At 71.3% G+C, this 12,164-nt stretch carries 9 protein-coding genes, 1 pseudogene and 1 riboswitch; of the genes and pseudogenes, 5 read left to right on the top strand and 5 right to left on the bottom strand.

What is annotated here, in order from left to right; genetic code table 11:
* A pseudogene (locus ACFY8U_RS10335) lies at positions 1 to 183 on the top strand (ectoine/hydroxyectoine ABC transporter ATP-binding protein EhuA); the annotation flags it as partial.
* Positions 184 to 399: 216 nt separating this feature from the next.
* On the opposite strand, the gene metE reads toward ACFY8U_RS10335, so the two are convergent.
* From metE to ACFY8U_RS10320, 3 genes are all read right to left on the bottom strand, one after another.
* The gene (gene metE, locus ACFY8U_RS10330; RefSeq protein ID WP_389568202.1) at positions 400 to 2,724 is read right to left on the bottom strand and encodes a 5-methyltetrahydropteroyltriglutamate--homocysteine S-methyltransferase; all 2,325 of its coding nucleotides are present in this window, start codon (positions 2,722 to 2,724) and stop codon (positions 400 to 402) included.
* A gap of 159 nt (positions 2,725 to 2,883) precedes the next feature.
* A riboswitch (cobalamin riboswitch) is annotated at positions 2,884 to 3,095 on the bottom strand.
* 148 nt (positions 3,096 to 3,243) lie between these two features.
* The gene (locus ACFY8U_RS10325) at positions 3,244 to 4,785 is read right to left on the bottom strand and encodes a hypothetical protein (protein WP_389568200.1); all 1,542 of its coding nucleotides are present in this window, start codon (positions 4,783 to 4,785) and stop codon (positions 3,244 to 3,246) included.
* Positions 4,782 to 6,779, bottom strand: a complete 1,998-nt coding sequence (locus ACFY8U_RS10320; RefSeq protein ID WP_389568198.1) for a hypothetical protein — start codon at positions 6,777 to 6,779, stop codon at positions 4,782 to 4,784. Before ACFY8U_RS10320 ends, ACFY8U_RS10325 begins: the two co-directional genes overlap by 4 nt.
* A 342-nt stretch (positions 6,780 to 7,121) precedes the next feature.
* Between ACFY8U_RS10320 and ACFY8U_RS10315 the strand changes: the two genes are divergently transcribed.
* Genes ACFY8U_RS10315 through ACFY8U_RS10305 form a run of 3 tightly spaced genes read left to right on the top strand, consistent with a single transcriptional unit; the run spans position 7,122 to position 10,570 of the window.
* Positions 7,122 to 7,745 carry a flavodoxin family protein gene (locus ACFY8U_RS10315; RefSeq protein WP_389568195.1) on the top strand — a complete coding sequence of 208 codons (624 nt, stop codon included), beginning with the start codon at positions 7,122 to 7,124 and terminating at the stop codon, positions 7,743 to 7,745.
* A gap of 38 nt (positions 7,746 to 7,783) precedes the next feature.
* On the top strand, positions 7,784 to 8,740 hold the full coding sequence (locus tag ACFY8U_RS10310) for a TIGR03557 family F420-dependent LLM class oxidoreductase (protein ID WP_389568193.1): 957 nt from the start codon (positions 7,784 to 7,786) through the stop codon (positions 8,738 to 8,740).
* 15 nt (positions 8,741 to 8,755) lie between these two features.
* A complete protein-coding gene (locus tag ACFY8U_RS10305) occupies positions 8,756 to 10,570 on the top strand; it encodes a thiamine pyrophosphate-requiring protein (protein WP_389568190.1) in 1,815 nt (604 codons plus the stop codon).
* Between the two features lie 93 nt (positions 10,571 to 10,663).
* Here ACFY8U_RS10305 and ACFY8U_RS10300 read toward each other — a convergent pair whose 3' ends face one another.
* The gene (locus ACFY8U_RS10300; RefSeq protein WP_361605731.1) at positions 10,664 to 10,906 is read right to left on the bottom strand and encodes a DUF6480 family protein; all 243 of its coding nucleotides are present in this window, start codon (positions 10,904 to 10,906) and stop codon (positions 10,664 to 10,666) included.
* A 77-nt stretch (positions 10,907 to 10,983) separates the two neighbouring features.
* Positions 10,984 to 11,448 carry a DUF5709 domain-containing protein gene (locus ACFY8U_RS10295; protein WP_389568187.1) on the bottom strand — a complete coding sequence of 155 codons (465 nt, stop codon included), beginning with the start codon at positions 11,446 to 11,448 and terminating at the stop codon, positions 10,984 to 10,986.
* A 263-nt stretch (positions 11,449 to 11,711) separates the two neighbouring features.
* On the opposite strand from ACFY8U_RS10295, the gene ACFY8U_RS10290 reads away from it, so the two are divergent.
* Positions 11,712 to 12,131: a molybdopterin-binding protein gene (locus ACFY8U_RS10290; RefSeq protein WP_389568185.1), complete on the top strand. Its 420-nt coding sequence runs from the start codon at positions 11,712 to 11,714 to the stop codon at positions 12,129 to 12,131.
* Positions 12,132 to 12,164: the final 33 nt, after the last annotated feature.

Below are 12,164 nucleotides of genomic sequence, written 5' to 3'. Positions count from 1 at the left end.
GACCTCGCCGAGGACGGCATGACGATGATCGTCGTCACCCACGAGATGGGCTTCGCCCGCGAGGTCGGCGACAACCTCGTCTTCATGGACGGCGGAGTGGTGGTCGAGTCCGGCCACCCGCGCGACGTCCTGGGCAACCCGCAGCACGACCGGACGAAGGCATTCCTGTCCAAGGTGCTGTAGTTCGAAGGCACGGAAAGGGGCGGTACGGGGATCCCGTACCGCCCCTTCCCCATACCGGCCCGTCCCTGTACCGCCCCATACCCGTTACGGCCCGGGCGCGCCGCGCAGGACGTGGACGACGAAGGAGGCGACGTACCGAAGGGAACCGCCTGACCCTCGCATGCCCGGTCAGGGCCGGGTCGGACGCCGAGGGTGTCCGACCCGGCCCTTCGTGGTTCAGGTGCGCCTGGCAGCCAGCTCGGTGCGGACCTCGCGGGCGGCCGTGACGAGGTTCTCCAGCGAGGCGCGGGTCTCGGGCCAGCCGCGGGTCTTCAGGCCGCAGTCGGGGTTCACCCACAGCCTGTCGGCCGGGATGGCCTCAAGTCCCTTGCGCAGGAGAGCCGCCGCCTCCTCCACGCCGGGCACGCGCGGGGAGTGGATGTCCCAGACACCGGGTCCGGCCTCCCGGGGGTAGCCGTGCGCGGCAAGTTCACCGGCGACCTGCATGCGGGAGCGGGCGGCCTCCAGGCTGATGACGTCGGCGTCGAGGTCGTCGATCGCCTGGACGATGTCGCCGAACTCCGCGTAGCACATGTGCGTGTGGATCTGGGTGTCCGGCCGTACGCCGCCGGTGGTGAGCCGGAAGGCCTCCGTCGCCCACGCCAGATAGGCGGCGTGGCCGGCGGCCCGCAGCGGCAGCGTCTCGCGAAGGGCCGGCTCGTCGACCTGGATGACGGACACGCCTGCCGCTTCGAGGTCCTCGACCTCGTCGCGCAGGGCGAGCGCCACCTGCCGCGCGGTCTCGCCGAGCGGCTGGTCGTCCCGTACGAACGACCAGGCGAGCATGGTGACCGGACCGGTCAGCATGCCCTTGACCGGCTTCGAGGTCTGCGACCGGGCGTACGCCGTCCAGCGCACCGTCATCGGCTCGGGGCGGGAGATGTCCCCGGCCAGAACCGGAGGCCTGACGTAACGGGTGCCGTAGGACTGCACCCAGCCGTGCCGGGTGGCCAAGTAGCCCGTCAGCTGCTCCGCGAAGTACTGCACCATGTCGTTGCGTTCGGGCTCCCCGTGCACCAGGACGTCGACCCCCACCAGCTCCTGGAAGGCGAGGACCTCGCGGATCTCGTCCTTGATCCGCTCCTCGTACCCTTTGGCGCCGATCCGGCCGGCCCGCAGCTCGGCCCGCGCGGTGCGCAGCTCGGGCGTCTGCGGGAACGACCCGATGGTCGTCGTCGGCAGCAGGGGAAGGCGCAGACGGGCGCGCTGCGCGGCGGCTCGCTCCGCGTACGGGTGCGAGCGCCGCCCGTCGGCGTCGGTGACGGCGGCGGTACGGGCCCGCACGGCGGGATCCCTGGTCAGTGCGGACCCGGCCCGTGAGGCCAGGTCGGCCCGGTTCGCCGCGAGTTCGGCCGCGATGGCGGCCGTGCCCCGGCCGAGTCCGCGCGCCAGAACGGCGATCTCCGCCGTCTTCTGGCGGGCGAAGGCGAGCCAGCGGGCGACCTGCGGATCGATGTCCCGCTCGGCGGTGGCGTCCAGCGGTACGTGCAGAAGGGAACAGGAGGCGGCGACGTCCACCTGGCCGGCGAGGCCGAGGAGCGTGCCGAGAACGGCCAGGGACTTCGTGAGGTCGTTGATCCAGATGTTGCGGCCGTCGACGACGCCCGCGACCAGCCGCTTGCCGGGCAGGCCGCCGACGGAGGCGAGGTCGTCGAGGCTGGCGACGCCCGACTCGGTGAAGTCGAGGGCCAGTCCTTCGACCGGCGCCTTGGCCAGGACGCCCAGCGCGTCGCCGAGCCGCCCGAAGTAGGAGGCGGCGAGCAGCTTCGGCCGGTCGGTCGCGGTGCCCAGGTCGCGGTAGGCGCGGGCGGCGGCGCTCAGCTCGGCCGGGGTGCGGTCCTGGACCAGGGCGGGCTCGTCGAGCTGGACCCACTCGGCGCCGGCCCCGCGGAGATCGGCGAGCACCTCGGCGTACACCGGCAGCAGGCGGTCCAGCAGGGTCAGCGGCTCGAAGTCCGGGGCCACGCCCGGCGCGGGCTTGGCCAGCAGCAGGTACGTGACGGGACCGACGAGGACCGGGCGGGCGGTGTGGCCGAGCGCCAGGGCCTCCTTCAGCTCGGTGACCTGCTTGCCCGAGTCGGTGGAGAAGACGGTGTCAGGGCCGAGTTCCGGGACCAGGTAGTGGTAGTTCGTGTCGAACCACTTGGTCATCTCCAGCGGGGCGGTGTCCTGGGTGCCCCGGGCCATCGCGAAGTAGCCGTCCAGCGCGTCGGCCGCGACCGCGGAGCGGTGCCGCTCGGGCACGGCGCCGACCATCACGGTGGTGTCGAGGACATGGTCGTAGTACGAGAAGTCGCCGGTCGGCACCTCGTGGATGCCGGCATCGGCCAGGTCCCGCCAGTTCGACCGGCGGAGGCCGGCCGCAGTCTCCCGAAGGGCGTCGGCGCAGACGCGGCCCTTCCAGTAGCCCTCGACGGCCTTCTTCAGTTCGCGGTTCTGCCCCTGACGGGGATAGCCGTACACGGTGGCTCGTGCTGCCGCGGCTGCGGACTTCGGTGTCACGGAACTCTCCTTCGCGAGATGTGCCCTTGAACGCCCCGGTGACGGGACGCGGACGCGAAGGAACGCACGACCGGGCGGACCACGTCGCGGACCTGCCGCATGTGCCGCTCGAGATACGCCGACCCGCCCACGAGGTCACCGGGATCACCGCACGCGAACGGTCGCGTACGGGCAACGGGCAGGTCTTCGGACTCGCGGGCACGTCTGCCGAGGCAGACACCTAATGGCCGTCGCTTCCCAGACCCGTACGGGCCCAGTGCGTATGACGGCGGTCGTTCCCGCTCACCGCTGCGGGGCAGTCCCGGATTCCCACCGGGTTCCCTCTTACGACGCATCCCGCCATGGGGTCCCCCCATGCCGTTCAGGCCATGGGGGAGGACGGGGCGAACCAGCTGCAAGGGCCACCTTAGGCGGACGGACGGCGCCACCGCACACGCTTGCCCGCATTCCGGAACGCGCCGTGACGCGCCGGGCCGGCTCTCCTCCCGTATCCCGGCGCGTCGCGGGGGCCCGGCCGGGTCAGTTGCGGCTCGCGGTGCAGTCCGCCGGGGTGGGGCGGCCGGTCGGCCAGGCGAGGCCGACGAAGCGGATGCGGCCGGGCGCGTCGGGCGCGAGTTCCACCACGGAGACCGCCTTGTTGTACGGGTTGCCGTAGTTGTCCAGGCAGATCCAGCCGCTGGCGCCGTCGACCTTGCCCATCCCGTGCAGCCGCAGCCATGCGTCGCTGATCCGGCCCAGGGTGGGGATGACCGGGTCGCCGTCGTCACGCATCCGGATGGCGGTGACCGCGGTGAGCCCCGCGTCGTAGAACGTGATCGTCCGCGAGTCGGTGAGTTCCACCGGGCCGATGTCCCCGATCTCCTTGCCGGCCGCCAGCTCGGCCAGGGTGCGGAAGGCGGCCGCGGAGCCGCCCGTCGCGGGTGCCTCGGGGCCGCTCCAGGCGTCGGGGTGGGCGACCGCGGCGTACTGGAGCGTCACGCCCTTGCGGAAGGCGTTCCAGTCGAGGAGCTTGTCCGAGGAGAGGGTGGAGGCCCCGGAGCCGGTGATGATCGTGTACTTCTTCTCGGTGCAGCCCCGGTTGCCCAGTTCGTTGACGAACTGCCGTAGCTGGACGGGCCGTCCGGCGAAGTAGATGACCTTGGCCGCCGAGGTGCAGATGGTGTCGACCATCTGGTCGAAGGCGTTGGCGGTCGTGCCTTCCTCGTGGAACTCCTCGGGCGCCCGGTACTGCTCGGGGGCGCGGGGCGATCCGGCGGTCCGTTCGGCGAAGGCGCGCTTGAGCGCGTCGACGTAGTTGTCGCCGGTGCGGATGTCCTCGACGACCAGGGTGTGCTTGGGGTCGATGCCCTCGTTGAAGTGGGACAGGGCCCTGGCCTGGTCGGTCGTGGTGGGGACGACCCGGGCGAGGCCCGGGTACGCGTCGGGCCTCTGCGCACTGTTGCCCGAGTCGTCGGCGGTGATGGGACCGCCGACGACGGGAATACCACGCTCGCGGGTGAGATAGCCGATGGCGGCCTGGGTGGTGGCCGTGGAGACGTCGAAGCCGATCACGGCCCGGAGGTTGTCGGTCGCCGACTCCGACATGGTGCCGAGCTGTTCGGCGACGGGCCGCCAATGCGTGTGGCTGCGGCCGGGGTTGGCGAGCAGGAGCCGTATCGCCGGCTTCTTGCTGTTTGAGTCGTGGTTGGCGCGGTACTGCGCCAGGTAGGCGCCCTGCACCTCGTGGAGCGTCTTCTGCTGCTCGAAGGCCTGCGCAGGTGCCATCGGCAGCATCACGGCGACGGAGACGTGCGGTTCGCCCTTGATCCGCTCGTTCTCCGCCTTGATCCGCGCGCTGACCTCCCTGAGGTTGTCCGCGAAGACGAAACTGCCGTCGGTGACGCCCGTGCACTCCCGGGATCCCTCGGGTCCCCGTTCCTCGACGCCCTTGCCGCAGGCCGGATCCGGACCGAGGACGACGATGCCGGCCCATACGGCGGCGCCGAGCACGGCCAGGGCGACGACGAGGGCGGCCGCCTTGGTGAGCGGTCCGCCGGGGAGTCTTGCGATGAACGACGTCATGACGCGGCACCTTCCTGGACGGGCAGGTCGGGAGCCTGAACTCCGGCCCGCAGACGGGCAGGCCAGGCGGCGGACGCCTCGCGGTAGGCTGCGTGCGCGGCCTTGTTGCCGTACAGCGTCTCCAGCGCGATGCGGACGGTGGTCAGCTCGTCCTCGCGCGGCGCGAGGGTGAGCGGGTCGGAGAGCCGCCACAGCAGCGGCACCAGGGAGGCGATCGCGTCGTGGTGCGGCCCGGGAGGGTCGCTGCGGCAGGCGGTGCACGAGAGGAAGGGGCTCCCGGCCGGGGGCGCGTACCCCTCGCGCGGGTGGGGCGCTGAGCAGACGAGATTGAGCGACGTCAGCCATGCGCCGGGCGGGACGACGGTGAACCGGTGGTGCAGGACGCCGACCACCTCGTCGACCCGGCCCAGTGCCAGCGTGTGGTGCAGATACGTGTCGCCGCGCGGATCGCACAGGGAGCGCAGCCGGAGCTGGGTGTCGCGCCAGCGGTCGTGGGTGACGGCGGCGGCGAGCCGGTGCCGCAGCAGCAGATCGAGAGCACGGTCGCCGTCGAGACAGGAACGGGTCCGGTACTCGTCGGCCTCACGCACACGGACGGCGACCAGCTCCTCGGAGTGGTCCTCGGGATGGGAGTACGTCCACAGCCCGCGCCGGGTGCCAGCGTCGGCCGCGGCGGAGAGCAGCACCAGTCGCTCCCGTAACACCGGATCGGGCAGCAGCTTCGCGAGAAGCGCGGGCGCGGCCTCGTCGAGGAGTTCCCCGCCTCGTATCGTGCCCACCTCCTCGACACGGCGCACGGCCGCGTCCGCGAGGATGCGGGCGCTCGCCGCGCGGCCGCCGCTGTAGCGGGCGACGACGCGGGGGAGGTGGTCGGGGTAGTCGACGGAGCTGAGCATCTCCGCGATGTGGGCGGGTTCGATGTCGGGGATGCTCAGGACCAGCGGCCGCGCCGGCGGTACGGCGTCGCCGCCGACCTCGCTCAGCGGCGGGTAGCCGTGGCCCCTGCCGAGCAGCGTGGCGAGGGCCACGGGCCGGGTCGGGGCCTTGCCCGGCGCGGCGCCGTGTCCGGGGAGTCCGGCGTCGAGCAGGTCGAGGAAGACGCGTCCGACGTCGGTGTGGGCGTTGTCCAGAAGCAGCAGCGGGCGTGGCTTCCTGTTGAGCCTGCGCAGGGTGCCGTAGTTGGCGTCGATGTCGTCGAGGAGCGCGGCGACGAGGTGTTCCTCCGCGCTGCGTCTGCGGTCGTCGAGCCGGCGGAAGCCACGGACGAACTGGAAGAGCCGCTGCAGCGAGTCGCCCTGATAGCCCTGGTTGCGGTGCAGCCGGGCGCCCCACCAGGCGAGCGCGCCCTTGTCCGGCTCGCTCCGCACGAGCTGCGCCCGGGCGGTGTCGAGGACGATCCCGGCGATGGTGTCGAGGCCGGGGACGGCGGACAGGACCAGCGGGAGGTTGTCCGTGACGACGTCGAACCAGCGGCCGAGGCTCTCCCTGCGGCGCCGTACGTCGGGGTCCTCGGCGGTGATGAGGGTACGCAGATCGGCCTCGGCCCGGCGCAGATCGGGCGGTCGTACGTCGGTCTCGTCACTGTTCAGCGGCCGCCAGGCGGTGACGACGAGGAGGCCCAGCGACAGCCGTGGGAAGGCCATCGGCTTGCCGAAGTGCCTTACCTCGAGGCCGAGTTTGTACGCGAGGAGATACAACAGGTGCGTGATGCGGGAGGCGTTGGGTACGTCGTCGTCACCGTCGGCCACGCCGGGCTCGCCGAAACCCGCTGCCCCGAGGTCGACCCGGGCGAGCGGCACCCGGCCGTTGTACGCGTCATGGACGGCGCCGAGGAGGGCGGTCTTGCCGCTGCCCCGCCCCCCGACGATCCGTACGACGGGCGCGCCCCTGGGATAGGCGAAGGGGACGAGGTACCCGTCCTTGTGATGCAGCCCCACCAGCCGCGGGACGAACCCCTCCTGCAGGGCCTGCTGACCGTACAACCTCCCGCCCATGGCGCTACCGCCTCCCCCTGTCAGCCGCGCGTCAAGAGATCAACTGGTCGTGCACAAAGGGAACTTACCCGAGATGCGCCTGTTCGGCAGTGGGGTTGTGGGCGATCAGCGGGTCGAATCGGCAGACGACACGAGGGCGCCCCGGGTCGGCCCGCGCGCAGGCGGCCGCCCCTGCGGAACGGGTCGCGCCGACACGGGCCGCTTGAGTCGGGCTACCCGCGCCGACACGGGCCGCATGAGTCCGGCTACCCGCTTCGTCCGTTTTGATGCGGACGAGCGCGATCGTCCGACGACGCCGCTCCGGGAGCGGTAAGTGCCGGTCCGCTGGGTAGCCGCCGCCATATGGAAGCCAACGAGACCACCTCGCTGAGTGCCGTCGCGCTCGTCTGCACCCTGTCCCCGTCCCCGGCGCCGTCCAGCTCACAGCTGCTGGCCGAGCAGACCATGCGCGCCCTCGCCGAGCACGGGGTCACCGGAAAGGTGATCCGTGTCGCCGACCACGACGTCAAGCCGGGCGTAGAGGTGGACATGGGCGACGGTGACGCCTGGCCGGACATCCGGGACACCGTCCTGGCCTCGGACATCCTCATCCTGTCGACGCCGATCTGGCTCGGCCACCCCTCCAGCATCGCCCAGCGCGTCCTGGAACGGCTCGACGCGGAGCTCGGGGAGAGCGACGACGAGGGCCGCATGCTCACCTACGGCAAGGTCGCCGGTGTCTGCGTGGTCGGCAACGAGGACGGCGCCCACAAGGTCGGCGCCGATCTCTTCCAAGGCCTGAACGACATCGGTTTCACCCTCCCCGCGAACGCCATCACCTACTGGGTCGGCGAGGCCATGCAGGGCACCGACTACCAGGACCTCGACAAGGTCCCGAAGAAGACGGCGGCCACCACCGCCACCCTGGCGGCCAACGCCTCGCACCTCGCCCGCCGGCTCAAGGGCGCGCAGTACCCGCCGAGCTGACGCACTCCGCCGCCGGACGCAGATGAAAGGAGCGAACCATGACGGAGTTCGGCTACTTCCTCGCCTGCGAGGAATTCACCCCCGCCCAACTGCTGGACCAGGCACAGAGCGCCGCGGACGCCGGCTTCACCCGGCTCGCGATCTCCGACCACTACCACCCGTGGAACGACGCCCAGGGCAGTAGTCCCTTCGTGTGGTCGATGATCGGGGCCCTCTCGCAGAAGGTCGCTCTGCCGGTCACCACCCTGGTCACCTGCCCCACCGTCCGTATGCACCCCGCCGTCACCGCACAGGCCGCGGCCACCTCCGGCGTCCTGCTCGACGGCGGCTTCACCTTCGGGGTGGGCACCGGTGAGGCGCTCAACGAACACGTACTGGGCGATCGCTGGCCTCGCCACGAGGTGCGGGCCGACATGCTGGAAGAGGCCGTCGAGGTGATGCGCAAACTGTTCACCGGCGACCTCGTCAGCCACCAGGGCCGGCACTACACCGTCGACAACGCGCGCCTCTACACCGTCCCCCGCGTCCCGCCCCCGGTCTATGTCTCCGCGTTCGGCCCGAAGGCCGCCGAGCTGGCCGGACGTGTCGGCGACGGCCTCGTCCTCATGACGCCCGACGCGGAACTGATCGAGGCGTTTCGCGAGGCAGGCGGCGAGGGCAAGCCGGTCATCGGCGGACTGAAGGTCTGCTGGGACACCGATCGCGAGAGGGCCGTCGACACCGTCCGCCGCCTGTGGTTCAGCGAGATGCTGCCCGGCGAACTCGCACAGATCCTGCCGACCCCCACCCACTTCGAGCAGGCCGGCGAACTCGTCACCCGCGAACAGGTGTCCGAGAACGTCCCCTGCGGGAACGACGCCGACGAGCACATCGCGGCGATCCGCGCCTACGTGGACGCGGGCTTCGACGAGGTCTACGTCGGACAGATCGGCCCCGACCAGCAGTCCTTCTTCGCCGACTACTCCAAGACCGTCCTGCCGGCGTTCACCTCCTGACGAGAGGAAACACCCGTGTCCATCAAGGTGTCCGACTACGTCCTCCAGCGGCTGCGCGAGTGGGACGTGGATCATGTCTTCGCCTACGCCGGCGACGGCATCAACGGCCTTCTCGCCGCCTGGGGCCGCGCCGACGACAAGCCCCGGTTCGTCCAGTCGCGCCACGAGGAGATGTCCGCGTTCCAGGCTGTGGGGTACGCCAAGTTCTCGGGGAAGGTCGGCGTCTGCGCGGCCACCTCGGGCCCGGGCGCGATCCACCTCCTCAACGGCCTCTACGACGCGAAGCTCGATCATGTTCCGGTGGTGGCGATCGTGGGCCAGACCGATCGCAGCGCCATGGGAGGCTCGTACCAGCAGGAGGTCGACCTGCTGAGCCTGTACAAGGACGTCGCCTCCGCGTTCTGCGAGATGGTGACCGTCCCGGAGCAGCTGCCGAACGTCATCGACCGCGCCATGCGGACGGCGTACGCGCAGCGGACCGTCACCGCGGTCGTCATCCCCGCCGACGTGCAGGAACTCGACTACTCACCGCCGACGCACGCGTTCAAGATGGTCCCCTCCAGCCTCGGCACATCGTCCTACGCCGCCGTTCCGGCCGAGAGCGATATCGCGCGCGCGGCCGAGGTGCTCGACGCCGGCGAGAAGCCGGCCATCCTGATCGGGCAGGGAGCGCGCGGCGCACGCCAGGAGGTCGAGGAACTCGCCGACGTCCTGGGCGCGGGCGTGGCCAAGGCCCTGCTCGGCAAGGACGTGCTCCCGGACGACCTGCCCTATGTGACCGGCTCGATCGGGCTGCTCGGCACCCGGCCCTCCTACGAGATGATGCGGGACTGCGACACCCTGCTCGTGGTGGGCTCCAGCTTCCCGTACACGCAGTTCCTGCCCGAGCTGGACCAGGCCCGCGCCGTGCAGATCGACATCGATCCCTTCATGATCGGGCTGCGCTACCCCTTCGAGGTGAACCTGGTCGGAGACGCGAAGTCGACGCTCAGGGCGCTCCTGCCTCGGCTGAAGCGGAAGAAGCACGGGGGGTGGCGCAAGAAGATCGAGAAGGACACCAGCCGCTGGTGGGAGGTCATGGAGCGCAGGGCCGCCGTGGACGCCGACCCCGTCAACCCCGAGTACGTGGTCCACACCCTCGACGCCCTGCTGCCGGACGATGTGATCCTGGCCGCCGACTCCGGTTCCGCGGCCAACTGGTACGCCCGCCACCTGCGGATGCGTGGCGCGATGCGCGGCTCGCTGTCCGGCACGCTCGCCACGATGGGCCCCGGGGTGCCCTACGCGATCGGCGCCAAGTTCGCCCATCCCGACCGGCCCGCGATCGCGCTCGTCGGCGACGGCGCGATGCAGATGAACGGCATGGCCGAACTGATCACCGCCGCCAAGTACAGCTCCTCGTGGCAGGACCCGAGGCTGATCGTGGCGGTGCTGAACAACCAGGACCTCAACCAGGTCACCTGGGAGATGCGGGCGCTGACCGGAGCGCCGCAGTTCCTGCCCTCGCAGGCGCTCCCCGACGTGCCGTACGCGGACTTCGCCCGCTCCATCGGCCTCGGCGGGGTCCGTGTCGAGAAGCCCGAGGAGGTGGAGGGCGCCTGGCGGCAGGCCCTGGCGGCCGACCGGCCCTTCGTCATCGACTTCCGCACCGATCCCGCGGTGCCGCCGATCCCTCCGCACGCGAGTCTCGACCAGATCGAGGCCGCCGCCACGGCGATCGTCCAGGGCGACAGCGACCGTAAGGGCATGATCAGGCAGGGCCTGAAGGCGAAGGTCCAGGAGATGCTGCCCGGCCGCCGCCACCGTGACGACGGTCCGGACGCCGAGTGAACGGTCCGGACGCGAGTAGACACCGCTGGTACGGCGCCCGCGTACGGGGTACGCGGGCGCCCGCGTGAGCGGGGCGGTCCCGGGTTCTCCTGGTCAGAGCGCGAGCACGATGGCGTACACGAGGAAGAAGAGGGCGACCAGTACGGCCAGTCCCACGATGATCACCAGCGGGCCGCGGCCCCAGCCGGCCTTGAGCGGCCGATAGGGTCCGGCGCCCGTGCCGGTGCTGGCCTCTCCCGGGGGAGTCTCCCCGGGCGGCACGCCGCCGCCCGGTTCCAGCCCTGGTGTCGTACGGGGATCGGGGTCCGGGTTGCTTTCCGGGTATTTGTCGGTCATGTCGGGCGGGTCCCCGCCGTGGGCAGGACCATGCCTGACCGGCGCCGCGGGTTCTCCGCCAGGGACCGGGGGGCGGGTCAGACGCCGTCGATGCCCGTCTCCTCGTGGACCGCGGCCTCCTCCGCCGAGGTGATGCCGTCGTCCGGGCCGACGTCCTCGGCCACGATCGTGGTCGTACTGCCTCCGGAGGGCACAGCGAGGCGGCCGGCGAGGGACAGGCCCGACTCCGCGTCGACGGGCTCTCCCTCGCCGTCCTGAAGGTCTCCGATGTCGTCGCCCCCCGCGGCCTCGACGTCCGGGTTCTCCTGGGCGAGGCGGTCGTCGAGGGACTCGCCTTCGCGCTGTTCCCGTACGGTCGTGCCGTGCCGGGTCACGCCCCGGGGGAGATCGGGTGGGGAGTAGCCGGGCTCACCCATGTCTTCCGTGGCCGGTGTGCCGAGCGTGTTGTCCGGGTCGAGCTCGCCGTCCGGATGGTCGGCGCTGTCCGTGCTCGCGGGCTGGTAGACGTCGTCTCCGCGGGAGGTGGGCTGGTTCTCGGACATGGTCCGGATCTCCTCTCGGTGGGGTCGTGCCCCGCCCCGCCCAGGGCCGACGATCGGCCGTCCCCGCCCCCCGTCTCCGTGCTGATCGACATCCTCAGGGTATCCCCGGCAACGCCGGCAGGGCGGATCCTGGCCCGCCTCTCGCCTGCCCGCGGCTGCCCTCCTCATGCTCCCGTCGCGTCCCCGGAATCGATCGCCGACCGGGGCTACAGTGCCGAAGAGGCACGCATAACCGCCCTTCCGGAACATTTGGGGTAGAACTCATGAGCCTGAGCATGCGAAACCAGCTCCCTGGCACCGTCACGTCGGTCACGACCGGCGAGGCCATGGCCACCGTCAAGGTTCGCCTGGACGGCGGACAGGACGTCACCGCCGCCATCACGGCCGACGCCGTCGAGGACCTCCGACTCGGTGAGGGTGCCGCGGTGCGCATCCTGGTGAAGTCCACCGAAGTGGCCCTGGCCACCGGCCCCGTGGACGGACTGAGCATCCGCAACCGGATTCCCGGCACCGTGAGCGAGGTGTCGGCCGGTGCCGCCATGGCGAGCGTCAAGGTGGCCGTCGAAGGCGGCAGTCTCACCGCCGCCATCACGAAGGACGCCGTCGCGGACCTCGGCCTCGCGGCCGGCGCCTCGGTCGTGGCGCTCGTCAAAGCCACCGAGATCTCCCTCGCCAACGCCTGACCGCGACCTCGGTCGACCGGACGACAACGAGAC

The sequence above is a fragment of the Streptomyces sp. NPDC012508 genome (assembly GCF_042902595.1).
Classification (GTDB): domain Bacteria; phylum Actinomycetota; class Actinomycetes; order Streptomycetales; family Streptomycetaceae; genus Streptomyces.
The sequence above is the reverse complement of the archived record's forward strand: the minus strand, read 5'-3'. Positions and strand labels throughout refer to the sequence as shown.